22 protein-coding genes and 2 pseudogenes are annotated in these 25,014 nt (G+C 72.4%); 10 read left to right on the forward strand and 14 right to left on the reverse strand.

Annotation, left to right across the window (positions count from 1 at the left end):
• Nucleotides 1-20: 20 nt before the first annotated feature.
• Both ABTY04_RS21780 and clpS read right to left on the reverse strand, forming a co-directional pair.
• Nucleotides 21-638: a DUF2017 domain-containing protein gene (locus ABTY04_RS21780; protein WP_352215011.1), complete on the reverse strand. Its 618-nt coding sequence runs from the start codon at nt 636-638 to the stop codon at nt 21-23.
• Nucleotides 638-952, reverse strand: a complete 315-nt coding sequence (gene clpS / locus ABTY04_RS21785) for an ATP-dependent Clp protease adapter ClpS (RefSeq protein WP_352215012.1) — start codon at nt 950-952, stop codon at nt 638-640. The genes ABTY04_RS21780 and clpS overlap by 1 nt, the downstream gene beginning before the upstream one ends.
• An 80-nt stretch (nt 953-1,032) precedes the next feature.
• On the opposite strand from clpS, the gene ABTY04_RS21790 reads away from it, so the two are divergent.
• Both ABTY04_RS21790 and ABTY04_RS21795 read left to right on the forward strand, forming a co-directional pair.
• The gene (locus tag ABTY04_RS21790; RefSeq protein WP_352215013.1) at nt 1,033-2,361 is read left to right on the forward strand and encodes a nicotinate phosphoribosyltransferase; all 1,329 of its coding nucleotides are present in this window, start codon (nt 1,033-1,035) and stop codon (nt 2,359-2,361) included.
• Nucleotides 2,362-2,557: 196 nt separating this feature from the next.
• Complete coding sequence (locus ABTY04_RS21795; protein WP_352215014.1) at nt 2,558-3,151, forward strand: nicotinamidase; 594 nt, start codon at nt 2,558-2,560, stop codon at nt 3,149-3,151.
• Between the two features lie 117 nt (nt 3,152-3,268).
• On the opposite strand, the gene ABTY04_RS21800 is transcribed toward ABTY04_RS21795, so the two are convergent.
• Together ABTY04_RS21800 and ABTY04_RS21805 are read right to left on the reverse strand one after the other, a co-directional pair.
• Nucleotides 3,269-3,571, reverse strand: a complete 303-nt coding sequence (locus tag ABTY04_RS21800; protein WP_266628912.1) for a hypothetical protein — start codon at nt 3,569-3,571, stop codon at nt 3,269-3,271.
• Between the two features lie 114 nt (nt 3,572-3,685).
• On the reverse strand, nt 3,686-6,088 hold the full coding sequence (locus ABTY04_RS21805; protein ID WP_352215081.1) for an immune inhibitor A domain-containing protein: 2,403 nt from the start codon (nt 6,086-6,088) through the stop codon (nt 3,686-3,688).
• A 393-nt stretch (nt 6,089-6,481) separates the two neighbouring features.
• Here ABTY04_RS21805 and ABTY04_RS21810 point away from each other — a divergent pair, with 393 nt between their 5' ends.
• On the forward strand, nt 6,482-6,817 hold the full coding sequence (locus ABTY04_RS21810) for a hypothetical protein (RefSeq protein WP_352215015.1): 336 nt from the start codon (nt 6,482-6,484) through the stop codon (nt 6,815-6,817).
• 43 nt (nt 6,818-6,860) lie between these two features.
• Here the strand turns inward: ABTY04_RS21810 and ABTY04_RS21815 are convergent, their stop codons facing one another.
• Together ABTY04_RS21815 and ABTY04_RS21820 are read right to left on the reverse strand one after the other, a co-directional pair.
• Nucleotides 6,861-7,613, reverse strand: coding sequence for an RDD family protein (locus tag ABTY04_RS21815; RefSeq protein WP_352215017.1), 753 nt, complete (start codon nt 7,611-7,613; stop codon nt 6,861-6,863).
• Nucleotides 7,614-7,700: 87 nt separating this feature from the next.
• Nucleotides 7,701-9,308, reverse strand: a complete 1,608-nt coding sequence (locus ABTY04_RS21820) for an RDD family protein (RefSeq protein WP_352215018.1) — start codon at nt 9,306-9,308, stop codon at nt 7,701-7,703.
• A gap of 258 nt (nt 9,309-9,566) precedes the next feature.
• Between ABTY04_RS21820 and ABTY04_RS21825 the strand changes: the two genes are divergently transcribed.
• The gene (locus ABTY04_RS21825) at nt 9,567-10,046 is read left to right on the forward strand and encodes an SsgA family sporulation/cell division regulator (RefSeq protein ID WP_352215019.1); all 480 of its coding nucleotides are present in this window, start codon (nt 9,567-9,569) and stop codon (nt 10,044-10,046) included.
• 62 nt (nt 10,047-10,108) lie between these two features.
• Here ABTY04_RS21825 and ABTY04_RS21830 read toward each other — a convergent pair whose 3' ends face one another.
• Nucleotides 10,109-11,491, reverse strand: coding sequence for an FAD-binding oxidoreductase (locus tag ABTY04_RS21830; RefSeq protein WP_352215082.1), 1,383 nt, complete (start codon nt 11,489-11,491; stop codon nt 10,109-10,111).
• A gap of 105 nt (nt 11,492-11,596) precedes the next feature.
• Here ABTY04_RS21830 and ABTY04_RS21835 point away from each other — a divergent pair, with 105 nt between their 5' ends.
• Entirely contained in the window at nt 11,597-13,222 is a 1,626-nt protein-coding gene (locus ABTY04_RS21835; RefSeq protein ID WP_352215020.1) for a tetratricopeptide repeat protein, read from the forward strand.
• A 97-nt stretch (nt 13,223-13,319) separates the two neighbouring features.
• On the opposite strand, the gene hppD is transcribed toward ABTY04_RS21835, so the two are convergent.
• Nucleotides 13,320-14,465, reverse strand: a complete 1,146-nt coding sequence (gene hppD, locus ABTY04_RS21840) for a 4-hydroxyphenylpyruvate dioxygenase (protein WP_352215021.1) — start codon at nt 14,463-14,465, stop codon at nt 13,320-13,322.
• A gap of 133 nt (nt 14,466-14,598) precedes the next feature.
• Between hppD and ABTY04_RS21845 the strand changes: the two genes are divergently transcribed.
• The 4 genes from ABTY04_RS21845 to ABTY04_RS21860 all read left to right on the forward strand — a co-directional run bounded on the left by ABTY04_RS21845 (nt 14,599) and on the right by ABTY04_RS21860 (nt 17,358).
• Entirely contained in the window at nt 14,599-15,069 is a 471-nt protein-coding gene (locus ABTY04_RS21845; protein WP_352215022.1) for an Lrp/AsnC family transcriptional regulator, read from the forward strand.
• 75 nt (nt 15,070-15,144) lie between these two features.
• On the forward strand, nt 15,145-15,747 hold the full coding sequence (locus ABTY04_RS21850) for an ArsR/SmtB family transcription factor (RefSeq protein WP_352215023.1): 603 nt from the start codon (nt 15,145-15,147) through the stop codon (nt 15,745-15,747).
• Between the two features lie 67 nt (nt 15,748-15,814).
• Nucleotides 15,815-16,036, forward strand: coding sequence for a hypothetical protein (locus ABTY04_RS21855; RefSeq protein ID WP_352215024.1), 222 nt, complete (start codon nt 15,815-15,817; stop codon nt 16,034-16,036).
• Complete coding sequence (locus ABTY04_RS21860; protein ID WP_352215025.1) at nt 16,033-17,358, forward strand: MFS transporter; 1,326 nt, start codon at nt 16,033-16,035, stop codon at nt 17,356-17,358. Before ABTY04_RS21855 ends, ABTY04_RS21860 begins: the two co-directional genes overlap by 4 nt.
• Here the strand turns inward: ABTY04_RS21860 and ABTY04_RS21865 are convergent.
• The 6 genes and pseudogenes from ABTY04_RS21865 to ABTY04_RS21890 all read right to left on the reverse strand — a co-directional run bounded on the left by ABTY04_RS21865 (nt 17,288) and on the right by ABTY04_RS21890 (nt 23,537).
• Nucleotides 17,288-18,085, reverse strand: a complete 798-nt coding sequence (locus tag ABTY04_RS21865; RefSeq protein WP_352215026.1) for a S16 family serine protease — start codon at nt 18,083-18,085, stop codon at nt 17,288-17,290. The two genes, ABTY04_RS21860 and ABTY04_RS21865, sit on opposite strands and share 71 nt — an antisense overlap.
• Before the next feature lie 181 nt (nt 18,086-18,266).
• Complete coding sequence (locus ABTY04_RS21870) at nt 18,267-18,908, reverse strand: IclR family transcriptional regulator (RefSeq protein WP_352215027.1); 642 nt, start codon at nt 18,906-18,908, stop codon at nt 18,267-18,269.
• 456 nt (nt 18,909-19,364) lie between these two features.
• Nucleotides 19,365-21,149: a DEAD/DEAH box helicase gene (locus tag ABTY04_RS21875; RefSeq protein WP_352215028.1), complete on the reverse strand. Its 1,785-nt coding sequence runs from the start codon at nt 21,147-21,149 to the stop codon at nt 19,365-19,367.
• Between the two features lie 117 nt (nt 21,150-21,266).
• A pseudogene (locus ABTY04_RS21880) lies at nt 21,267-21,691 on the reverse strand (type II toxin-antitoxin system death-on-curing family toxin).
• Complete coding sequence (locus tag ABTY04_RS21885) at nt 21,688-21,888, reverse strand: hypothetical protein (RefSeq protein ID WP_352215029.1); 201 nt, start codon at nt 21,886-21,888, stop codon at nt 21,688-21,690. Before ABTY04_RS21885 ends, ABTY04_RS21880 begins: the two are co-directional and overlap by 4 nt.
• Before the next feature lie 104 nt (nt 21,889-21,992).
• Nucleotides 21,993-23,537 (reverse strand): MFS transporter, encoded by a 1,545-nt coding sequence (locus tag ABTY04_RS21890; RefSeq protein ID WP_352215030.1) that lies wholly within the window; start codon nt 23,535-23,537, stop codon nt 21,993-21,995.
• Nucleotides 23,538-23,676: 139 nt separating this feature from the next.
• Between ABTY04_RS21890 and ABTY04_RS21895 the strand changes: the two are divergent.
• Nucleotides 23,677-24,924, forward strand: a pseudogene (locus ABTY04_RS21895) (IS701 family transposase); the annotation flags it as partial.
• Nucleotides 24,925-25,014 lie beyond the last annotated feature (90 nt).

Genomic DNA, 25,014 nt, shown 5'->3' on the forward strand with positions numbered 1-25,014 from the left:
GGAGGGCTCCGAGAGGGTCCTCAGAGGGTTTCGATGAGCGTCTCCTGGAGGCCGCCGAGCCACAGGTACGCCATCACCATCGGCTTGCGCGGGTCGTCGTCCGGCAGCCGGAAGAGCATCGCGCTCTCGTCGTCCTCGGTGATGTCGAGGCGGGCCGCGACGGTCAGGCGCAGGTCGTTGAGCGCACCCAGCCAGCGCAGCGGGAGCTCCCCGGTGAGCTCCAGCACGGCCGTCCCGTCGCCGTCGGGGACGAGCCCGTCCAGGCTGCGCACGACGGCCAGCGCGTCCTCCCGCTTGCGGGCGCGCAGGTCGTTCTCGGTGAACCGGCGGAACTCCGCCGACCGGGCGGCGAGCTCGGCCGGGTCCACCCCCCGGTCCTCGGAGCCGGGGCCGCCGTAGGCGTCGGGGAAGAGCCGGATCAGCGCGGGGTCGGAGGGCCGCTCGGTGGGCCCCTGGTTGCCCTCGGCGAACAGCACGGCCAGCGGATCGGCATCCTCGTCGGGCTCGGGCGCACCCGGGCCGATGAGCTCCAGCAGCTGCACCGCCAGCGAGCGCAGGATGGAGACCTCGATCTCGTCCAGCGCGATGGCGGCGCCGCCGCCCTTCAGGGCTTCGAACATCCCGGCGGACCGCCCCATCAGATGCGGTCCTGGGAGAGGGTCGCCCACAGGCCGTAGCCGTGCATGGCCTGCACGTCGCGCTCCATTTCCTCGCGGGTGCCGCTGGAAACGACCGCCCGCCCCTTGTGGTGGACGTCGAGCATCAGCTTGTGCGCCTTGTCCTTCGAGTAGCCGAAGTACGCCTGGAACACGTACGTCACGTAGCTCATGAGGTTGACCGGGTCGTTGTGCACCAGGGTCACCCAGGGGACGTCGGGTTCGGGGACCGCGAAGGCCTCTTCGGCCGACTCGGTGCGTTCGATCTCAATGGGAGCAACACTCACTTGTCCCATGCTGCCACTGTGACCGGCCGGTCGCACAAACGACCCCGAGATCTCGTCACTTTGACGAAATGTGCGCTAGCATCCGGGGCATGAACCCTGCGGACCTGGGCCTGCCGGTGGACGTGCCGTCGACAGCGCTCTTCACGGATCATTACGAGCTCACGATGCTGCAGGCGGCGCTGGCGAACGGCACCGCCGACCGCCGGTCGGTCTTCGAAGTCTTCACCCGGCGGCTGCCCGAGGGGCGCCGCTACGGGGTGGTGGCCGGCACCGGCCGCGTCCTGGACGCGGTGGAGAACTTCCGCTTCGACGGCGCCGTGCTGGAGTTCCTGCGCGAGCGGGCCGTCGTCGACATGCGGACCCTGGACTGGCTGTCCTCGTACCGCTTCTCGGGCGACATCTGGGGCTACCCGGAGGGCGAGGCCTACTTCCCCGGCTCGCCGGTCCTGCGCGTCGAGGGCAGCTTCGCCGAGTGCGTGCTGCTGGAGACCGTGATCCTGTCGATCCTGAACCACGACTCGGCGATCGCGGCCGCCGCCTCCCGCATGGCCTCGGCCGCCGGCGAGCGGCCGCTGATCGAGATGGGCGCACGACGCACCCACGAGCTGGCGGCGGTGGCGGCCTCGCGGGCCGCGTACGTCGGCGGCTTCACCTCCACCTCGGACCTGGCGGCCGGATTCCGGTACGGGATCCCGACGGTCGGGACATCGGCGCACGCGTTCACGCTGGTGCACGACAGCGAGCGGGACGCGTTCCGGGCCCAGGTGGCCTCGCTCGGCGGCGGGACCACCCTGCTGGTGGACACGTACGACGTGGCGGAGGCCGTACGGACGGCCGTCGAGGTCGCCGGTACGGGGCTGGGCGCGGTCCGGATCGACTCCGGCGACCTGCTGCTGGTCGCACACCGGGTGCGGCAGCAGCTGGACGAGCTCGGGGCCACCGGGACGAAGATCGTGGTCACCTCCGACCTGGACGAGTACGCGATCGCCTCGCTGGCGGCGGCGCCCGTGGACGCATACGGGGTCGGCACCCAGCTGGTGACCGGCAGCGGGCACCCGACGTGCTCGATGGTCTACAAGCTGGTGGCACGGGCCGCATCCGCGGACCCGAAGGCCCCGCTGGTGCCGGTGGCGAAGAAGTCCACGGGCGGCAAGACCTCGATCGGCGGCCGCAAGTGGGCCGCGCGCCGGGTCGACTCCGAGGGGGTCGCGGAGGCGGAGGTCGTCGGGACCGGGCCGGTCCCGAACGCCCTCGCCGACCGGCAGCTGCTGATCGAGCTGGTCAAGAGCGGCGAGGTGGTCGCCCGCGAGTCCCTGGAGGCGGCCCGCGACCGCCACCGCGAGGCCCGCGCCGGGCTCCCGCTCTCCGCGACGCAGCTGTCGCGCGGCGAGCCCGTGATCCCGACCGAGTACGCATAGCGGGGTCCCTGGCCCCGCGGGGCCCGCCCCGGGCGGCGCCCCTCCCGCCCGCCGGTGGGCGGACCCGGCCCGGGCGCCCGGATCGCCGGCGGGGCCGGACCCGGGCCCCGGGTGGGACCGCCCCCGGTTTCGGGAAGGGGCGGGGCGGGGGAAGAGCCCGCGCAGCGGCAACCACGACAACCGAAGGACACGCGACATGCACCGCGCACTGATCGTCGTCGACGTACAGAACGACTTCTGCGAAGGCGGCAGCCTCGCGGTCACCGGCGGGGCCGACGTCGCCGCCGCGATCACCGAGCTGATCGGCCAGGCCACGGCCGGCTACCGGCACGTGGTCGCCACCCGGGACCACCACATCGACCCCGGTGCGCACTTCGCGCACGCCCCGGCCGAGCCGGACTACGAGACCTCCTGGCCGGTCCACTGCGTCGCCGGCACCGAGGGCGTCGGGTTCCACCCGAACTTCGCGCCCGCGGTCGCCTCGGGGGCCGTCGCCGCCGTCTTCGACAAGGGCGCGTACGAAGCCGCGTACAGCGGGTTCGAGGGCGCCGACGAGAACGGCACGCCGCTCGCCCGGTGGCTGCGCGACCGGGAGGTCACGGAGGTCGACGTGGTCGGGATCGCCACCGACCACTGCGTGCGGGCCACGGCCCTCGACGCCGTCCGCGCCGGGTTCGCCACGCGCGTACTGCTGGACCTGACGGCCGCCGTGGCCCCCCACACCGCCGCACGGGCGGTGGAGGAGCTCCGGTCGGCCGGGGTCCGGCTCGTCGGCGGGAGCGCCCGCTAGACGGTCCGCACCGGGCCCGGACGGTCCAGGCGGGTCCAGGCCGAGCCCAGACGGGTCCCCGCGGGCCCAGGCAGAACCGGGCGGGCCCAGGCAGGACAGGGCGGGCCCAGGCCGGCCCTAGCCGCCCAGCAGGGCCCGGATCGGGTGCCAGAGCTCCTGGGCCCGGTCCGGGGCGCCGCGCCACAGCAGGCCGTCCGGGTGGTGCAGGACGGCCGTGACCTCGTCCGGGGTCGGCGGCTGTGCGTTGCCGCGCAGGTACACCGCCCGCATCCCGAGGTTCCGCAGCCTGGTCAGGGCGCGGGCCCGGTTCGCGGCGTGCACCAGCACGCGGACGTTGCCGCCCTCGCCGCAGGGCCTCGGCAGCGTGAGCGCGACCACCACGCTGCCGCCTGGCAATCTGACGAATCCACCACCGGGCATGATCTTCAGCTCCCCCGTCAATAAGAAAAACTCAGCCCCCGCATCTAAACGCGATCGGCCGCCGCCCGCTAGTGGGCGACGGCCGATCACGCTTTGACCTGCAGGTTTGCCGAGTTACTTGGCGGCGGGCCCGACCTCGATCGTCATCTGGAGACCGTCGTACGTCTCCTTGGCGATCTTGATCTTGGTGTTGGTGTCAGTGACCTTCACCGAACCGGTCGGGTTCTCGTCGTAGTAGTACTTGCCCTTGTGGTCGTCGAAGACCAGGTTCGCGGGCTTCGGCTTCAGGAACAGCGCCTCACCGTTCTTGTGCAGGGTGAAGGCGTCCGTCGAGTACGCGCTGAACGGCGCGTCGTACGGCTGGATCTTGTTCCGCAGCAGGGTGCCGTCCGACCACTTCATCGGCTTGGCGTTGGCGTCGATCGGAAGGATCAGACCCGAGCCGGGGTGCACGCTCGTGTTGTTGTCCTTCTGGGACTTGTCCCACAGCCAGATCAGCAGGCCGTCCTGGTACGGGTAGTGCTCGACCCAGCCCGGCTTGGAGTTGGCCCAGCCGAAGTTGTACGGGCCCACCTTGAGGGTGGAGTCGTACGAGACGTAGCGGCGGTTCTCCGCGATGTAGTACTGCGGGTACTCCTTGGTGAACCCGGCACCGACGCGGGAGAAGCCCTTGCCGGTCCAGCCGTTGTCGCCGTTCTCGGCGCCGTCGGTGAACAGGGTCTGGCCGTCCGCGGTGATCGCGAGGGCGTCGGCGGTGAAGCCCTTGCCGCCCGCGCCGCCGTCCGTCTGGTAGCGGAAGCGGAGGTCGATCTTCTTGCCGGCGTAGGCGTCGAGCGGGAACTTCAGGTCCTGCCAGCCGCCGGAGGCGTCGGTCAGACCGGCGTTGCCCGCGGCGTCCGCCGGGATGGCCTTGCCGTTGGCGGTGCCGCCGAGGACGGTCCAGGTGGCGCCGCCGTCGGTGGACACCTCGGTGTAGAGGTAGTCGTAGTCCTTCTCGATGTCCCACCAGCCCTTGAGGGACAGCGCGGCGGACTTCTTGCCGGACAGGTCGACCGTGCGGGTCAGGGTGTTCTTGAGGTCGTCACCCATGTTGCTCCACCACTGCGAGGAGCCCTCGGCGGGAGCGACGATGTCGGTCTTGACCTGCTTCTTCGGCAGCTCGACGAGCAGCGCCTGCTTGTCCTTGGTGTTGTAGGCCGAGACACCCAGCTTGTGCGTGGACTTCGTCGCGGCCTTGGCCGTGTCGTAGTTCAGCCAGCCCAGCTGGAACTTGCTCCAGGCGTCCATGTCGCCCGGAACGTTGCCTATGGAGTCCTTGCCGTCACCGAGCCAGGAGCCGGCCGACATCAGCGACCAGAAGCCGACCGAGTTGTCGCCGCCACCGGTGGTGTCGTAGAGGTCCGGCAGACCGAGGTCGTGGCCGTACTCGTGCGCGAAGACGCCGAGGCCGCCGTTCTCCGGCTGCATCGTGTAGTCGCCGACCCAGATGCCGGTGTCGCCGATCTGGGTACCGCCGGCCTTGTTGTTGGCCGGGCCGGTCTTGCCGTTGTCGGTGCCGTACGCGTACCAGCGGTGCGCCCACAGCGCGTCGTGGCCCTGGACACCGCCGCCGGCCGACTCGTCCTCGCCCGCGTGGACGATCTGGAAGTGGTCGATGTAGCCGTCGGGCTCGTTGAAGTTGCCGTCGCCGTCGTAGTCGTTGCGGTCCCACTGGTCGTACTGCGCCAGCGTCGCCTTGATCTCGGCGTCGGTCTTGCCGGCCTTCTTCTGGGCGTCGACCCACGCGTTGACGCCGTCGCGGACGGTGTCCCAGACGTTGGCGCAGTTGGTCTGGCCGCAGTAGTTCGAGCCGTAGCGGGCCTCGTTGTTCGGGATCTTGACCCAGTCGGCGACCTGGCCGTCGACGGAGTAGCGGCCCGAGGAGGTCTTCTCGTAGTAGGTCTTCAGCGAGTCCTTGCCCTGGCCGGTACCGAAGTACAGGTCCTGGAAGTAGTCGCGGCTGAAGTCCTTGCGCCAGGCCGTGCTGTTGTTGGTCGCACGGTCGGGCTGCGCGATGGTGTTGTGCAGCGGACCGGGGGTGCCGCCGTACTTCGGGACGGCCGGCTTCGGGCCGTCCGGACCGTCCGGGTCGAACATGGTCGTGTTGTCGACCTGGTCGCCGAACTCGACGAGGATCGTGAAGATCTTGTCGGTCTTCTCACGGCCGAGCTCGACGTACTTCTTGTCGTCGAGCTTGACGACCTTGGAGGCGCCGCGCTGCTCGACGGCCTTCTTGCCCGTCAGCACCTGGTCGATGGCTGCTTCACGGGCCTGGGCCTGCTGGTCGCTGAACGGGCCCTTCAGGTTGTGCTGGACCTGCTCCTTGGCGGGGGCGGTCGGGTCCTGGCGCTCCACGGCGGCCGCGGTCGACGGCGTCTCGGAGGCCTGGGCAGTGACGAGGAAGGCGCCGGAAGCCGCGGTCGCGGCCAGGGTCACACCGACGGCTGCGGCACGCAGCGCTCGTCGACGACTGGAAATGCTGGTCACTTGATGTCGTTCCCCTCCCGCGGCCGCGACACAGGTCGGAACGTCTCCATAGGAGCGGGGGGTTCCGCGCGGCGCGCGTCTCAAGTGACGACATTTGACCGGAGAGTCTAAAGAAAAGACAGACCTTGACTTCTTCCTTACAACTGCACTATGCGGTCAGGGAGTTCCGCTATCCGGACGTTCCTCTGCCATATAGGACGAAGGCCGCGTCCCGGCCTCCCCGTGGGGACGGGCGATGAACCCGTGCGCCCCCCGTGCTCCGGGCACCGTGGGTTAGGTCACGCTTACTGGCGGTTCCGCTCGGGAATCCCCCGACGTAGAGTCGCCTGACGTGCGACCCAGTTGAGCAGACTCCCCCTCCCCGCCTTGAGGACGGATATCGCCATGCCGCGTCCCACTGCCGCCCAGCTTTTCTACGGGTCCGCCACCGTCGTCGTGTCGACGATCGCCATGCTGCTGCTCTCGCAGACGAGTACGGGGCGCGGGATCGCCGTCATAGCAACCGCCGCTCTGGCCCTCGGACTGCTCGTCGCGCTCACCGCGGCGAACCCCCGCCGCCGCGGCCGGCACGCGGCCCCCGCCGGCGCCGCCGCCCGTACCCCCGCTGTTTCCCCCGGTGTTGCCGAAATCACGCCCGTTCAGGTCCCCGCGGACACGGCGGCGGCCGCCCGGGTGCCTGAGCCCCGGACGGCCGCCGCCGAACAGCCGGTTCACCACTGAGCCGTACGCCGGCCGGCCGCACGCCCCCGCGCGGTCCGCTCCGCTACGCCGCGCTCACCACCACGGTCTTGCCCACCTTGTCGTGGAGTCCCTGCTTGTACGGCTTGTCCACGAGCATCGACACGATCAGCGCGAGCGGCCACAGGCAGAAGCAGCAGATCAGCGTCGGCAGCCAGAGCACCGCGGCCCGGGACAGTGCGGGGCCGGACTGCGGCACGCTGCCGTCGTTGAGCATCGCGACCCGCAGGCGCAGCGCCTTCTTGCCCACCGTCATGCCGTCCTTCTTGGTGAACCACCAGTCGTAGCCCACGTACGCGACGATCGAGATCAGGGTCATGACCAGGCCGGTGCCGCTGTACGACTTGGTGAAGACCTCGCTGACGTCCTCCCCCTTGTCCGTCTCGACCATGTACCGGTTCGTGCCGAACGCCAGCTGGATGAGGAACAGCGGTACGGCCACGATGATCACGTCGATGATCCGCGCGGCCAGCCGCTTGCCGAAGTCGGCCAGCGGGGGCATCCCCGCGAGCGGGTCGGGCATGCCGTGGCCGCCCCCGCCGCCGTACGGGTCACCGCCGCCCCCGTACGGAGGCGGCGGAGGCGGGTATCCGCCGCCCGCCCCGCCGCCGTACGGGCCGCCCGGCGGCGGGGGCGGGGGGCCGCCCGGGGGCGGCGTCGGGCCGCCGGGGGGCGGGCCGTACGGCGAACCGCCCGACGGAGGCGTCGGCTCCTGGGGCTTCTTGAGGAACGGGTCGTCCTCGGGCGGCGGGCCCGGCGGCGGCTGGTCGGTACTCATGGCCCGAGTCGAACCCGGCTCCGCGCACCCCGCCAGCGGACGGCGTCCGTTCGGGGGAGGGACGCCGAGGCGGCCCCCGGCCGGGCCTCAGCGGGCCACGTACGTCCCGGCCGCCCGGTCGTGCCAGCCCCGGCGGCGGGGGTGGTCCCCGAGGCACCAGAGGCTGCCGGGGATCCCGAGGAGCGCGTACACCAGCCAGCGGCGCAGGGCGGCGCCGAACGCGGGCGGGCGGAGCGTGGCGGCGCACAGCACCCGGACCCCGAGGAGCTTCTTGCCCGGGGTGCGGCCCCAGCGGGCGGTGGGCAGCGCCTCGTAGAACACGCCGAAGAGCAGTACGGCGCCCAGGACGATGCCCAGGTATCCGGCGATGGTGGTGTCGAACAGCCACACGGTGGTGGTCCGGCCGCCGGCCTTGGCGGCGTCGACCTTGGCTTCGAGGTGGGCGCTGGCAGCGGGGAGGAGGGGCCGGGCGGCCACCGCCGCGACCGCGGCGAGTACGAGGGTGTCCAGCGCGCGGGCCACGGCCCGGCGGACGAGCCCGGCGGGTCGGACGGCCCGCTCCGCCATCCGCTCGAACACGGCCCGCCCGGTGGGCCGGGCGGCGGAGGGGGTGGGCGCCGGGGACGCCGCGGCCGCCTGGCCGGGGGCCGGCTGCGGGGCCGGGGCCTGGTGGGCCGGGCCGGGTGCGGGGCGGCGGGCCGCCGGGGCCGGGGCAGCCACCGCGGCCTCGGACGCCGGGACGCACCGGGCCGCCTCGGCCTCGGCCCGGGCCTGGGCTTCGAGGTCGTGATCCGCCGGGGCGGGGCGGCGGGCCGCCGGGGCCGGGGCAGCCACCGCGGCTTCGGACGCCGGGACGCACCGGGCCGCCTCGGCCTCGGCCCGGGCCTGGGCTTCGAGGTCGTGATCCGCCGGGGCGGGGGCGGTCGGAGCGGACACGGCCGGCGCCGGCCGGCCGGCCGCCCGGGCCGCGGGCTCGGGCCGGACCGAGGCCTCGGGCCACGAGGAGGTGAGCCCGGTCCCGGTGCCACCCCCAGGCACGGCGGGCCACTCGGCCGGGGCGGGCGCGGGGGCCGGAGCCGGAGCCGGGGCGGGAGCGGCCGGTGCCGGGGCGGCGCCGGAGCGCGCCGACAGGATCCCCACGCCCTCGGCGGAGCTCCGCACCGCCTCGGCCTGCGCGGGCAGCCGCTCCGCGGTCGAGGCCGCCGCGGCCGGCGTCCGGGCGAAGGACACCCCCGGCCCGCGCTCCGGCCGTTCGGCCACGTCGAGCGGCTCCGGGCGCGGCCCGCGGGCGGGCACGTGCCCCGCATCGGGCTCCGGCTGCGCGGGGCTGCCCCAGGAGACCCGGTGGTCTCGGGGCCCGCCGAAGCCGGACTGGTGCAGCGGGTCGGCCTGCCAGGCGGCCGCGGGTGCCTCGGGCCCGGCGGCGCGTTCCGGCTCGGGCTCGGGCTCGCGCTCGGGTTGCGGTCGTGAGGGAGCCACGGGTTCGGGTTCGGGTTCGGGCAGCACCTCGGTCACGCCGGTCTCGTCCAGGAACACCGGGCCGGTCTCGTCGGGCCGGGTGGCAGGGCGGCTTGTACCCGGAACCCAGTTGAGGCCGTTCCAGTACCGGATGAACCCGGGGATGGACGGATCCGGGTAGTAGCCCTCGCGGGCCGCGTGCTCGCCGTCACCAGGGGAGGCCGTCAATGTCCCCAACTCCGATCGTGGCTTGAGGCTTGTGCAGGGGAGGACCATAGCCAAGAACCGTGCCCCGACAGGTCCGGTAACGGGAGAATCCAAGCCTTTGAGCGAACTCCGCACCATGCGGCTGTTTTCGGTCAGCCGACAGGATCAGGCCAATCCGCGATGCGGTGCGCGAAGTCGCGTCATACCCCGGCACATCGGCGCTCTCTCCGGATGTGGGGCGCGAACCCGGCCCCGCATCGCGATCCGGAAAACCGAAGTGAGGCCGCCATGCACCACCCCGTCGTCGAACGCGAGCTGGAACTCAAGCTGGTCCTGTCCCCCGAGCGCAGCATCGCCGTCCCCGCCCGGCTGGTCTACCTGACGGAAGACCCGTACGCCGTGCACATCACCTTCCACGCCGGCTCCAGCACCCCGGTCAACTGGACGTTCGCCCGCGAGCTGCTGGTCGAGGGGGTGTTCCGCCCGTGCGGTCACGGAGACGTCCGGATCTGGCCCACGAAGGTCGACAACAAGGCCGTCCTCTGCATGGCGCTGACGTCCCCCGACGGCGACGCCCTGCTGGAGGCCCCGGCCGGCTCGGTGTCGGCATGGCTGGAGCGCACGCTGCGCGTGGTCCCGCCCGGCACCGAAGCCGAGCGGCTGGGCCTGGACGACGCGCTGGCGGAGCTGCTCGCGCCGACCCCGGCCGACGACCTGTGGATGCGGGATCCGTGGCCGTCGGACGAGTCGGCGGACGGTGACCTGTGATGCGGGGCCGCCTCCGCCTCGTGCACCCCGTATGCGCCATACCCGGCGTACCCGGCGTACGGTCAGAAGAGCTTGCCGGGGTTGAGCAGGCCGAGCGGGTCGAAGGCCTGCTTGACCGCGCGCTGCATCTCCAGCCCCACCGGCCCCAGTTCCCGCGCGAGCCACTCCTTCTTCAGGACCCCGACCCCGTGCTCCCCGGTGATGGTCCCGCCGAGGGCCAGCCCCAGCGCCATGATCTCGTCGAAGGACTCGCGGGCCCGGCGCGTCTCGTCCTCGTCGGCCGGGTCGAAGCAGACCACCGGGTGGGTGTTGCCGTCGCCGGCGTGCGCGCAGACCCCGATGAGCAGGTCGTACGCGCGGGCGATGGCGGCCGTCCCGTCCAGCATCTCGGCGAGCCGCGAGCGGGGTACGCAGACGTCGTCGATCATCGTCGCCGGGCGCAGGGCGTCCAGGGCGGTCAGCGACATCCGGCGGGCCTGGAGCAGCAGTTCGGACTCCGCCTCGTCCTCGGCGGGCACGACGGCGGTGGCTCCCGCGGCCGTGCACAGGTCTCCCACGGCGGCGAGGTCGTCGGGCGCGTGCGGGGTGTCGAAGGCGGCGAGGAGCAGGGCCTCGGTGGTGTCGGGGAGGCCCATCTTGCCGAGCGCGTTGACGGCGCGCACGGTCGTACGGTCCATCAGTTCCAGCAGCGAGGGCGTGAGTCCGGCCTCCATGACGGCACAGACGGCCGCGCACGCGGCGGCGGCCGAAGGGAACTCGGCGGCCAGCGCGAGCTGCCGGGGCGGCGCGGGACGCAGTGCGAGGACGGCCTGGACGACGACGCCGAGGCTGCCCTCGGAACCGACGAAGAGCCGGGTGAGGTCGTACCCGGCGACGCCCTTGGCGGTGCGCCGGCCGGTGCGCAGCAGCCGCCCGTCGGCGAGGACCACGTCGAGGCCGAGCACGTACTCGGCGGTGACCCCGTACTTGACGCAGCACAGGCCGCCGGACGCGGTGCCGATGTTGCCGCCGATCGTGCACTGTTCCCAGCTGGAGGGGTCGGGCGGGTAGTAGAGGCCCTGTGCGGCGACGGCCCGCGAGAGCACCGCGTTCACGACGCCGGGTTCGACGACGGCGAGGCGGTCGACGGTGTTGATCTCCAGGATCCGGTCCATCTTGACGAGTGACAGCAGGATGCAGCCGTCGGAGGCGTTTGCGGCGCCCGACAGGCCCGTTCGGGCACCCTGTGGGACGACGGGTACCCGCAGGGCGGTGGCGGTGCGCAGGACGTGCTGCACCTGTTCGACGGTGCGGGGCAGGACCAGGGCCGCCGGGGTGCCGGCGGTGCAGAACCCTGCCATGTCGGTGGCGTAGGAGGCGGTCACCTCGGGGTCGGTGAGGAGGGCCTCGGCGGGGAGCCCCTGAAGGAGGCTCGCGCGCAGACGTACGGAGAGATCGTCGTCCATGACATCCATGAGCCCAGCGTGGCACCAGGGGCCATCGGTGTGAACACGGCCGCGACCGGCTTCGGACACCTCGGCGAACTCTTCATATTGACGCACAGTAACCCCATGGACCGTATCGACGAGGAAGCACAGCAGCCCGCGCCACCCGTGACCTTCACCGGCCGCAAGACGCTCGTGGCGGCCACGGCCCTGGTGGTCCTGATCGCCGGGGCCCTGCTGATCCGGCCGGCCCGCCAGGCCGACGACGCCCGCCCGCCGGGGCCGACCGAGCGGGCCGCCTCGGCGGTCGGCATGGGTGCGCCGACGGCGGCGATGGACCTGACGGCGCTGGTCGCGGACCGGGAGAAGTGGGTCGCGGGGCATGCACAGGACGACGCGTCCTGGGCGGTGCTCGGGGCGGCGTACCTGGAGCAGGCGCGCCGGACGGCAGAGCCCGCCTGGTACCCGAAAGCGGAGAACGCGCTGAAGCGGTCGCTGGCGATCCGCCCGGCCGAGAAGGGCAACCTCGACGCCATGGCGGGCATGGGCACGCTGGCCAATGCCCGGGGCGATTTCGGGACCGGGAGGAAGTGGGGCGAGCTCGTACGGGCGCAGGCGCCGAAGCAGTGGACGGCGTACCCGGTGCTGGTGGACGCGTTCACGGGCCTGGGGGACTACAAGGCCGCCGAGCGGTCGATGGAGCTTCTGGTGGACCTGCGGCCGGGGCTGGCGGCGTTCATCCGTGCCTCGCAGGTCTACCGGGACCGCGGCTGGCGCGAGGACGCGACGATGGCGATGGAGCACGCGGGGGGCTCGGCGAAGTCGCCGGCGGAGAAGGCGTACGTGCTGTTCCGGCTCGGGGAGCTGTCCTGGGAGCGGGGCGAGGCGGCGGCGGCGCTGCGCCAGTACGAGGGTGCGCTGCGGGCGGATCCGGCGCAGGCGGAGGCGCTGGGCGGCCGGGCCAGGGCGCTGGCCGGGCTGGGCCGGGGCGGGGAGGCGGTCCGGGACTACCGGCTGGCGCTGGGCCGGGCGCAGGTGCCGCGGCTCGCGCTGGAGCTGGGCGAGCTGCTGGATGCGCTGGGGCGGGGCGACGAGGCGCGGGCGCCGTACGACGTGCTGCGCAAGGCGGCTGCGCAGGGTACGGCGGAGGTGAACGAGGAGGTGGTCCTCGGCCTGTTCGAGGCGGACCACGGCGATCCGGCGGTGGCGGTGCGGCGGCTGAACCAGGAGTGGTCGCGGCACAAGAACATGCAGGTGGCGGATGCGCTGGCGTGGGCGCTGCACAAGGTGGGCGACGACACGGCGGCGCTGGAGTACGCGAAGAAGTCGACGGACCGGGGGGTGCGGAGCGCGGACTTCGCGTACCACCGGGCGATGATCGAGCGGAGTCTGGGCGACGACGCCGCGGCCCGCCGCCACTTGGAGGAGGCGCTGCGGACGAACCCGCGCTTCTCCCCGGTGCGGGTGCCGCAGGCGAAGGAGGCGCTCGCCTCGATCGGCCGGCCGCCGACGGGCGGCCCGGAGAACATGCAGCCGCAAACGCCGTGGGTGGCCCCGGAGCTTCCGAAGGCGGCCAAGCCGAAGCCCTCGGCGGAGAAGCCGAAGGCCGAACCGAAGCCGAAGCCCGAGCCGAAGCCCGAGCCGAAGCCAGAGCCGAAGCCGAAGCCGAAGCCGAAGGCCGAACCGAAGCCGGGACCGAAGCCCGGGCCGAAGCCGGCCCCGTCGGTCAGGCCGGGCCCTGCCGCCGAGTGAGGCGGCCCGGGCCCGTCGGTGATCGCGGCGCCGCCCGTACGGGCCGGGCCCCCGGCGCCGGCGGCGTCGGGGGCCCGGCCCGTACGGCCTGTGCAACCTAGAGGTTGCCGCGCTTGGCCTGCTCGCGCTCGATCGCCTCGAACAGGGCCTTGAAGTTGCCCTTGCCGAAGCCCATGGACCCGTGCCGCTCGATGATCTCGAAGAACACCGTCGGGCGGTCCTGCACCGGCTTGGTGAAGATCTGCAGCAGGTAGCCGTCCTCGTCGCGGTCGACGAGGATCTTCAGCTCGCGCAGGGTCTCCACGGGCACGCGGGTCTCGCCGGCCCACTCGCCCAGGGTGTCGTAGTACGAGTCCGGGGTGTCCAGGAAGGTGACGCCCGCCGCCCGCATCGACCGGACGGTCGCCACGATGTCGTTCGAGGCGAGCGCGATGTGCTGGACGCCCGCGCCGCCGTAGAACTCCAGGTACTCGTCGATCTGCGACTTCTTCTTCGCGATCGCCGGCTCGTTGATCGGGAACTTCACCTTCAGGGTGCCGTCCGCGACCACCTTGGACATCAGCGCCGAGTACTCGGTCGCGATGTCGTCGCCCACGAACTCCTTCATGTTCGTGAAGCCCATGACCTTGTTGTAGAACGCGACCCACTCGTTCATCCGGCCGAGCTCGACGTTGCCCACGCAGTGGTCGATGGCCTGGAAGGTGCGCTTGGCCGGCGGCTCGACCATCGGGTCGACGGCGACGAAGCCGGGCAGGTACGGGCCGGTGTAGTCCTTGCGCTCGACGAGCGTGTGGCGGGTCTGGCCGTAGGTGGCGATCGCGGCGAGCACCACGGTGCCGTGCTCGTCCTTGACCTCGTACGGCTCGTCCAGTCCGCGCGCGCCGTGCTCGACGGCGAACGCGTACGCGGCCCGCGCGTCCGGGACCTCGATCGCGAGGTCGACCACGCCGTCGCCGTGGTCGGCGACGTGCTCGGCGAGGAAGCGGCCGTGGTCCGTCGACGCCTTGATGACAGAGGTCAGGACGAAGCGGGCGGCGCCGTTGGTGAGGACGTAGCTGGCCGTCTCGCGGACACCGTTCTCCGGTCCGGAGTAGGCGACGAGCTTCATGCCGAACGCGGTGGAGTAGTAGTGCGCGGCCTGCTTGGCGTTGCCCACGGCGAAGACGACCGCGTCCATGCCCTTCACCGGGAAGGGGTCTGCCTCACGCGCGGTGTGGGGGGTGGTTTCGATGGTCTCAGTCATGAGCGCAGAGTCCCGCCGATCCACAAGCTGCGCAATAGTTTCCTGTTTGGCTGTACAGAATGACCAGCCTCAGCGGACTATGGCTGAGAGATCTGTGCAGTATGACCACCCGCGGAGCGGCCCGGAGGCAGCCATGGGAATCGACGAACTCGACGGCCGGCTCATCGTCCTGCTGGCCCGCGAACCGCGCATCGGGGTCCTGGAGGCCTCGCGCCGGCTCGGCGTGGCCCGCGGCACCGTGCAGGCCCGGCTCGACCGGCTCCAGTCGAACGGGGTCATCCGCGGCTTCGGCCCGCAGGTGGACCCGGCGGCCCTCGGGTACCCGGTGACCGCCTTCGCGACACTGGAGATCAAACAGGGCCAAGGGGCCGACGTGCGGGCGCACTTGAACGGCGTGCCGGAGGTGCTGGAGCTGCACACCACCACCGGGCACGGGGACATGCTGTGCCGGCTCGTCGCCCGGTCCAACGCCGATCTGCAGCGGGTGATCGACCGGGTCGTCGGGTTCGAGGGGATCGTGCGCGCCTCGACGGCGATCGTCATGGAGAACCCGGAGCCGCTGCGGGTCATCCCTCTGGTGGAGCAGGCGGCACACGAGGGCTGAGCCGCCGGACGGTTCCAAAGAAAGCGTTGCAAAGAAACCCTTGCATAGAAGTCTTTGCAACTCTACTGTTGAGCCATGCCCGAAGAGCCGGAAGTCCCGGAAACCCCAGCAGGCACGGAACCCCAGGCCCGCGTCCTCGACGCCCAGTCGCTGCGCGGCCTGGCCCACCCGCTGCGCATGCGCCTGCTGGCCGCCCTGCGGATGAGCGGGCCGGCCACCGCCTCACAGCTGGCCGAGAAGCTCGGGGAGTCCAGCGGAGCCACCAGCTACCACCTGCGCCAGCTCGCCGCGTACGGGTTCGTCGAGGACGCGCCCGAGCGCGGCAAGGGCCGCGAGCGCTGGTGGCGGGCCGCCCATGACGTCACCGGGTTCGACGAGTCGCTGATAACCGACGACGACCCCGTCACGCGCGGCGCCGCGGACGTCTTCCTGACCGAGGTCACGAGGATGCACGCGCAGGAGCTGACCACCTGGCTGGGCACCGCCCACAACTGGTCGCCGGCGTGGCGGCAGGGTTCGGACCTCAGCGACTTCACCCTGCAGCTGACCGCCGAGCAGAGCCTCGAACTGGTCCGCAAAATGCACGACCTGGTCAACAGCTACCGCGACCTCCCGCCCTCCGAAGGCACGGAGACGGTCCGTTTCCACACGCACGCCTTCCCGCGCCGCGCCGAGTAGTACGCCCGGCAGCCCGCGGCCTTCGCCCCACCCGCTTCGCTTACACCTCCGCAGAAGGAGTCTTGTCATGCACACATCTACTCCGGCCGAGATCCACACCGCGACGCACGCCGCCCGTACCACCGAACTCGCCGCCGAGGCCGCCGCCTGGCACCTCGCCCACGCAACCGCCCCGGCCGCCCCCGACCTGCGGGACCGGCTCGGCGAAGCCCTGATCAGCGCCGGGATCCGGCTGATGCAGCCCGCCCATGTCCACGCCCGGATCGCACAAACCCCGCACTCCGCATGAGCCGGCGGCCCTTCGCGGCCGTCCTGGCCGCCAACACCGTCTCCATAGCCGGGAGTTCACTCACCCTGATCGGCGTCCCGTGGTTCGTGCTCCAGACCACGGGCAGCGCCGGCCGGGCCGGGTTCGTCGCCTTCTGCGCCACCCTGCCCGTCATCGTGGCCGCCCTCGTCGGCGGCCCCGTCATCGACCGGATCGGCCGCCGCCGGGTCTCGGCGGCCTCCGACGTCATCTGCGCCCTGTCGGTCGGCGCGATCCCGCTGCTGCACTACGCGGGCGTGCTGGAGTTCTGGATGCTGTGCGCGCTGATGGCCGTCGGGGGCCTCGTCCACACGCCCGGCCTGACCGCCCGCGGCGTCCTGCTGCCGGACCTCGCCGAGCACGCCGGCACCACCGTGACCCGCGCGGCGAGCCTCTACGACGCGGTCTCCCGCGGCGCCCGGATGATCGGGGCCGCGCTGGCCGGCGTACTCATCGCGGCCTCCGGGGCCGAGCCCGCCCTGATGCTGGACTCGGCCACCTTCGCGGTCTCGGCGCTGCTGGTCACCGTCTTCCTGCGCGGCGTCCCGGCCGCCGAGCCGCAACGGACCGCAGGGAAGATCTCCTTCGCCGGCTACCGGGCCGAACTGGCCGAGGGCTGGACCTTCCTCACCCGCTCCCGGCTGCTGACCGGCATCACCGTGATGGTGATGATGACCAACGGACTGGACCAGGGCTGGTCCGCGGTCCTGCTGCCCGTGCACGGCCGCGAGGACCTCGGCGGCACCACCGCGCTCGGCCTGCTCGTCTCCGTCTTCGGCGGCTTCGCGCTGCTGGGCGCCCTGCTCTACGGGATGTGGGGCGAGCGGTTCTCCCGCCGGGCGGTGTACACGACGGCCTTCCTGCTGTGCGGTGCCCCCCGTTACGCGGTGGCCGCCTTCACCGGCACGCCGCTGCCGCTCGCGCTGACGATGGCGCTGTCCGGGCTCGGCGCGGGCATGCTCAACCCGATCCTGACCACCGTGATCTACGAGAGGGTCCCGGACGAGCTCCGCAGCCGCGTCTCGGGCGTGACCACGGCGGGCTGCGAGCTGACCATGCCGCTGGGCGGGCTCGCCGCGGGACTGCTGGTCGACGGTTTCGGGGCGACGCGGGCGCTGCTGCTGTTCGGCGGCGTGTACCTGCTGACCACGCTCGCGCCGCTGGTCCTCCCGGCCTGGCGCACGATGGAGCGCACCCCGGAGCCGGCCGGCTCCCCCGGCGTCCCTGCCGACGTCAGCAGGACGGAACCGGCTCCCCCCGGTTCAGCGCACGCAGCGCCTGCACCGCGTCCGTCAGCGAACTGACGGGGACCAGCCGGAGCCCCTCGGGGAGTTCGGACCGCGCGTCGGCGCACTCCGCCTTGGGTACGAGGAACACGCTCGCCCCGTCGCGCCGCGCGGCCTGGGTCTTCAGGGCCACGCCGCCGACCGCGCCGACCTTGCCGTCCGCCCTGATGGTGCCCGTACCGGCAATGGTGTGGCCGCCGGTGAGATCGCCGCCGCTGCCGTCGCCGTCGAGCTTGTCGACGATGCCGAGGGAGAAGAGCAGGCCGGCGCTCGGGCCGCCCACATCGGCGAGGTTGAGGCCGACCTTCACGTCCTTCGGGTCCTTGTGGAGGTAGCCGAGGGCGGCCCGGGTGGCCGTCGACTGCGATGTGGCCATTTCCTCCAGGTTGTGCGCCTCGATCTCCTTGTCGCTTCCGCCCGTGGGGTAGACCGCCTCCTTGGGCATGACCGCCCGGGTGCTGTCGAACCAGTCGTCGACGAGCTCGGGCAGGGTCACGGTGGTGGAGGGGCCGGTGGCCTGGATGGTGGTCATCCGGAGCTGGCCCGTCGTCTGCCGGGTCGGGGCGCCCGTCACGGAGATGACCGGCTTGCCGTCGCGGGCGCCGAGCACGTCGGCCGTGAGCCCCGGCTGGGCGATCACGAAGGGCAGCGGCGCGAAGGCCGCGGCGGCGAACAGGCCGAGCACGGGCACGGCGCAGACGGCCAGGGCGGCGGGACGCGGCAGACGTGTGAGGCGAGAGAGCACCCGGCCAATCTATCGGGCGCGCCCGGCGGCGCCGCGCCCCGGCGGTCGGGACGCGGCGCGGCAGGCTCTCGTACGGCGTCGACGCGTCTCGGTGCGGGGCACGGCAGGTGTGCGCCCGGAGGCCCTGGGCGCGCCTCGGCGCGGGAGCCGTCGGCGGCTTCAGCGCAGGGCGTCCGCGGCTTCAGCGCAGGGCGTCGGCGACCTCGCGGGCCGCGTCCACGACGCGCGGGCCGACCCGCTCGGGCACGGCGTCGGCCAGCATCACGACCCCCACGCTGCCCTCCAGCCCCGTGATGCCCACGAGGGGTGCCGCGGCGCCGCTGGCGCCCGCTTCGAGCTCGCCGTGGGTCAGCGTGTAGCCGGGGTCGGTGAGCGTGCCCTGACGGGCGGCCAGAATGGCCCGCCCGGCGGCCCCCCGGTCCAGCGGGTGCCGGAAGCCGGCCCGGTAGGCCACGTGGTAGTCGGTCCAGGTCGGCTCGACGACGGCCACGGCGAGTGCCTCGGAGCCGTCGACGAGGGTCAGGTGCGCGGTGGCGCCTATGTCCTCGGCGAGGGACCGCAGCGCGGGCAGGGCCGCCTCGCGCACGAGCGGGTGCACCTGCCGGCCGAGCCGCAGCACCCCGAGCCCGACGCGGGCCCGGCCGCCGAGGTCGCGGCGGACCAAGGCGTGCTGTTCGAGCGTGGCCAGCAGGCGGTAGACCACGGTGCGGTTCACACCGAGGCGGTTGGAGAGCTCGGTGACGGTCAGACCGTGGTCGGTGTCGGCGAGCAGTTTGAGGACCCTGAGCCCTCGGTCCAGAGTCTGGGAGGTTTCCGCGGTCACGACGCCTCTCCCTCTCTCGGTGAGCGGCGGTGACTCTCGGGATGGAACGACGCCGGTCCCACGGCGACGCACGGAGAGGCCGCCGGTAGCGGCCATGGCACCGGCTGCGCTCCCGCGGCGGCGCTGCCACGGGGCGTTCGATGCGGGGACATTAGCGAGCGGGTCCGCTCAGCGGAAGGCCTCGTCCAGAATCCGGGCGCCAACTACCCCTTTATGCCGGTTCAGGATCGCCCGCGGAGACAATTCGCCTCCCGGCCGGACCGGAGGGCCTGTGCGATCCGCCGACGCCGGGTCACGGTTCCGGGACCGCGGCGGCTCCGGCCGCGGCCCCGGGGACGGACACGGAACGTGACCGGGGTCCGTGCGAAGCTCCGCACGGACCCCGGTCCGCATTCCGTGGAAACGGAGGAGAGGAGGACGGGGTGAACGGTGGGCGGGGTGAACGGCGGACGGGGCTCACCGCATCCGCGTGGCCCACTCCTGCACCTTCTTGATCCGCTCCCGCAGCTGACCCGCCGTCGCCTCCGCGCTCGGCGGCCCGCCGCACACGCGCCGCAGCTCGGTGTGGATCACGCCGTGCGGCTTGCCGCTCTGGTGGACGTACGCCCCCACCATCGTGTTCAGCGACTTCCGCAGCTCCAGCAACTCCTTGTGCGAGACCACCGGCCGCCGGTCGGCCGGCAGCTCCAGCAGGTCCGCCTGGGCGTCCGGCTTGCGGCGGCTGTGCGCGATCTGCCGCGACTGCCGCTTCTGGAGCAGCATCTGCACCTGGTCCGGCTCCAGCAGCCCCGGGATGCCGAGGTAGTCCTGCTCCTCCTCGCTGCCCGGGTGCGCCTGCATGCCGAACTCGGCGCCGTCGTACAGCACCCGGTCGAAGACGGCGTCGGACTCCAGCGCCTCGAAGGACATCTGCTCGTCCTCGCCGGTGTCCTCGTCCTCCTGCCGGTTCGCCTCGTCCATCTCCTTCTCGGACTCGGCGTACGGGTCCTCCTCGCCCTGCTTCTTCGGCTTGTCGAGGACGTGGTCGCGTTCGACCTCCATCTCGTTGGCGAAGCCGAGCAGGTAGGGGATCGTCGGAAGGAACACGGACGCCGTCTCGCCGCGCCTGCGCGACCGTACGAAACGCCCGACGGCCTGCGCGAAGAACAGCGGCGTCGAAATGGTCGTGGCGTACACCCCGACCGCGAGGCGCGGTACGTCGACGCCCTCGGACACCATACGGACGGCGACCATCCAGCGGTCGTCGTTCCCGCTGAAGGTGTCGATGTTCTTCGAGGCACCGGTGTCGTCGGAGAGCACCAGGGTGGCCTTCGTCCCGGTGATCTCGCGGATCAGCTTGGCGTACGCGCGCGCCGAGTCCTGGTCGGAGGCGATGACGAGCCCGCCCGCGTCCGGGATGCCCTTGCGGACCTCCGTCAGCCGCTGGTCGGCGGCGCGCAGCACGTTCGGCATCCAGTCGCCACGCGGGTCCAGCGCCGTGCGCCAGGCCTGCGAGATGGCGTCCTTGGTCATCGGCTCGCCGAGCCGGGCGGCGATCTCGTCGCCGGCTTTGGTGCGCCAGCGCATGTTGCCGCTGTAGGACAGGAAGATCACGGGCCGGACGACGCCGTCGCCGAGCGCGTTCCCGTAGCCGTAGGTGTAGTCGGCGGAGGACCGCCGGATCCCGTCGTTCCCCTCCTCGTACGTGACGAAGGGGATGGGGTTGGTGTCCGACCGGAAGGGCGTGCCGGTGAGGGCGAGCCGCCGGGTCGCCGGGTCGAACGCTTCGAGGCAGGCCTCGCCCCACGACTTCGAGTCACCGGCGTGGTGGATCTCGTCGAGGATGACCAGCGTCTTGCGCTGCTCGCAGCGGTTGCGGTGCAGCATCGGCCGCACGCCCACGCCCGCGTACGTGACGGCGACCCCGTGGTAGTCCTTGCTCAGCGGCCCGGCGGAGTACTCCGGGTCCAGCCGGATGCCTATCCGGGCGGCGGCCTCGGCCCACTGCTTCTTCAGGTGCTCGGTCGGCGCGACGACGGTCACCTGCTGCACGACGTGGTGGTGCAGCAGCCAGGACGCGAGCGTCAGCGCGAAGGTCGTCTTGCCTGCGCCGGGCGTCGCGACCGCGAGGAAGTCGCGGGGCTGGGTCTGGATGTACCGGTCCAGCGCACCCTGCTGCCAGGCGCGCAGCTTGCTGGCGGTACCCCAGGGGGCACGGCCGGGAAAGGCGGGTGAGAGGTGGTGGGAGGCGGTAGTAGTCACGGTCTCCGGTTCGGGCTCTCGGCGGCGGTCGTACGTAGGACAACCGGGCCACCCTACCGGGGCCGGCCGGCCCCTCGTGGAGGGACAGGCCCGTGACCTCGGCGGGTGCGGTGAGCGTCACATCCTGCGCAACCGCTCGGCGATGCACGGCACATCGGCCTCGGCGCCGGATGCGACCTCGATGACCAGCCCGTACGCGGCGTCCTGGTCGACGCCCCCGAGATCCACTCCGTTCACGGCGAGGAAGGTCGCGGCGGCGAGCCACGCGGTCCGCTTGTTCCCGTCGACGAGGGGGTGGTTGATCGCGATCCCGTGCAGCAGGGCTGCGGCCTGCTGGTACGGGTCCTCGTAGGCCGACATGCCGAACTCCCCCAGCTACCGCCGGGAGGGGCCCCCAGTGCCCGCGGCCGGTGCACGGCGGACTCCAGCAGCCCGGGCGCGCGCAGCTCGACGCTCTGCTCGTTGGCCTGACAGGCGTGCCGGGCGAGATCGAGCACCTCGGCAACGGTCAGGTGCCGCACGCCCGTCCCGTTTCCGGTCATCGGCCGAGCCGCTTCAGCAGGACCCCGTGCCGCTGCGCCAGGCGCGCGGCCTCGCCCCCGGCCCGGGCCCGCTCCTGGCGCAGGTACTGGCGTACGGCCTCCAACGCCGTCTCCTCGGGGGTGCGCCCGCTCGCATCGGCAAGATCGGCGAGCTCCGCCCGGTCGGCGTCGTCGAGTGGGATGATCAGCTCCTCCATCCAGGCAGGCTACGCATCCCCGACCCCGCTCCTCATCCCCTTTCCGGAGCCGCCGGCCACCCCGTCAAGCCGCCCGCCGGGCGCGGAACGCCGAGGCAACCTGGCTAGGCCTGCGCAGGCCCGGGTTCGGGTTCCGGCCCCAGACCGGGGCCGGGCTCCGGCTCCGGCTGCGTCTGCGTCTGCGGCGTCTTCGTGCCGTCGGCGTGCAGGCGGGTCGCGATCCATGCCCCGGTCAGCGCCACCGCGGCCATCGGCAGGAACACCACCAGGAACGCCCCCGGGTGCGCACCCGACCCCGAACCCGTGTCCCCGGCCACCGCGTGCGCGGCCCCCAGCGCTCCCCCGCCCAGTGCGGCGAACGCCGCGCCCCCCGCCGCCAGCAGCACCACATTGGCCAGCGCGTCCGAGATCTGCAGTGCGGCGGAGTTGGCCCCCGCCTCCTCCGGCGCCGACAGCTTCAGCAGCAGCACGCTCGTCGATCCGATCACCAGCCCCATCCCCAGGCACCCCACCGCCCAGGCCAGCGCCAGCGTCCACACCGGGACCCACGCGATCAGCACCGCGGGCGCGGCCGCGATGGCCGCCGCGACGAGCACCATCCCCAGCACCATCAGCCGCTCCCGGTAGGGCGCCATCCGCCCCTTCGACTGCAGCCAGCTGCCGCCCGCCCAGGTCACACCGCCCGCCGCCAGCGAGAACCCGGCCAGCGTCGGGCTCAGCCCCCGCTGGGTGACGAGCATCAGCGGCACGAAGCTCTCCGCCGCGATGAACGACCCCGCCGCCACCCCGCGCAGCAGCACCACCGAGGGCAGCCCGCGCCGCGCCAGGTACGTCCCGCGCGGCAGCAGCCCCCGTACGGCGGGCACCAGCAGCGCCGCACCCGCGGCGGCCGGCAGCAGCGACAGCCACCGCAGGTCCTGGGCGGCGTACTGCAGCAGCCCCGCCCCGACGGAGATCCCGAGCGCCAGCCGGATCCGCCGCCCGTCGAGGGCGGCGGGCGGCGCGTCCGGATCCACGGGCCCGGACGCGGTCCGCCGTATCGCCGGCAGGGCCACCACCAGCGGAACGACGACCAGCACGGGGATGCCGAGGAACACCCAGCGCCAGCCGAGGTGCTCGGTCACGGTCCCCGAGGCCAGCGGCCCGACGATGGACGGCACCACCCAGCTCGCGGCGAAGGCGGCCATGATCGCGGGCTGGAGCCGCTCCTCGTAGGCGCGGCTCACCACGACGTACAGGGCGACGATGACGAGCCCGCCGCCGAACCCCTGCACGGCCCGCCCGAGGACGAACACCCACATGTCCGCGGCGGTCCCGGCGAGCGCCAGTCCGGCGGCGAAGGCCCCGATCCCGGCGGTCAGCGGCCGCAGCGGCCCCTGCCGGTCGGCCCACTGCCCGGACAGGACCATACCGAAGAGGCTGGTCGTGAAGTACGCGGAGAAGGCGAAGGCGTAGAGCCCGATCCCTTCCAGCTCCCGGGCGGCGACGGGCATCGCAGTGGCGACGGCGGTCGCCTCGAACGCGATGAGGAAGATGACGGAGATCATCCCGACACTGAGCGTCCGGTACGCGGACCCGAGGATCCCGCCCTGCGGCTGGGGCGGGATCGGCGCACTGCGCTGTGACGCACGGGGTTCAAGGGCACTCATCGCCCCAGAGTAAGGCCCGTGGGCCGGTTGCGCCCCTGTCAATTCGACCGATCCTCCGCTCGTCCGCGGGTCCTAGTAGGGCTTGGTCAGGTCAGTGTTGGTGGTGCGTGTCCTGTGGGTTCGGTGTGTCGTTGAAGACGTGACGCCGGAGGAAATTGCAGCTGTGCGTGGCAAGTTGGAGGACTTCGCGGCAGAGGCCTTCGAACCATTCGCGCGTAATGATCAGCGTCGGTGGGGGCGGGTCTACCTGCAGGTCCTGCAGGCCGACGGGCAGCGCAAGTCGGTCGAAACGATGGCGGCCCGGCTTGGCGCGGACGGGAACAGGCAGGCGCTGGCCCACTTCATCACCACCAGCCCGTGGGATCCGGCGCATGTGCGGGCCCGACTGGCCTGGAAGATGGAAGCGGCGATCCGGCCGAGTGCGCTGATCTTCGATGACACCGGGTTCCTCAAGGACGGCAACGCCTCCGCATGCGTGTCCCGGCAGTACACGGGCACCGCGGGCAAGGTCACCAACTGCCAGGTGGGGGTCTCGCTGCACCTGGCCTCGGATCTTGCCTCGGCGGCGGTGGACTGGAGGCTGTTCCTGCCCGAAACCTGGGCGCCCGGGTCCGTGAAGGCGGATCCAGGCAAGGTCACCCGCCGCACGGCCTGCGGTGTTCCCGACAACATCGGGCATGTGGAGAAATGGCAGCTCGCACTCGACATGCTCGACGAGACCCGCTCGTGGGGCATCGAGGTGCCGCTGGCCGTCGCGGACGCCGGATACGGCGACGCGGCCGCCTTCCGGCGCGGCCTGCAGGCCCGCAGCCTCAACTACGTCGTGGGAATCTCCACCACCCTCTGGGCCCAGCCCTGCCACGCGCTGCCGGTCGCCGAGCCCTACAGCGGGATCGGACGTCGGCCGGTGGCGAAGTACCCAGACAAGCCGCAGTCGGTGAAACAGCTGGTCATCGCGGCAGGCCGGAAGGCCGCAAAGCCGGTGCAATGGCGTGAGGGCTCCCGGCCCGGCACGGGACGCAGTGGCTTCAAGCGGATGTACTCACGGTTCGTGACCTTGCGGATCCGGCCTGCCGGACGCGAGGTCCGCCAAGCGGTCGAGGGCCCGGAGCTGCCCGAATGCTGGCTCCTGGCCGAGTGGCCCGCCGACCAGGCCGAACCCGTTCAGTTCTGGCTGTCCGACCTGCCCGCAGACACCCCGCTGACCACCCTGGTCGGCCTGGCCGAGCTCCGCTGGCGCATCGAGCACGACTACCGCGAGATGAAACAGGCCCTGGGCCTGGCCCACTTCGAGGGCCGCACCTGGAACGGCCGGCACCACCACGTCACCCTCGTCTCCCTCGCCCACGCCTTCTGCACCCTGCAACGACTGGCCAGAGCCCCAAAGACACGGCGCCGGCCTGAGCCTCTACCAAGTCGTCCGCGAGCTACAGACCTCCTCGCGACATGGACCGGCGTCTGCCCCACCTGCCACCGC

Origin of the sequence: Streptomyces sp. NPDC097981 (genome assembly GCF_040302565.1) — a bacterium.
Lineage (GTDB): Bacteria > Actinomycetota > Actinomycetes > Streptomycetales > Streptomycetaceae > Streptomyces.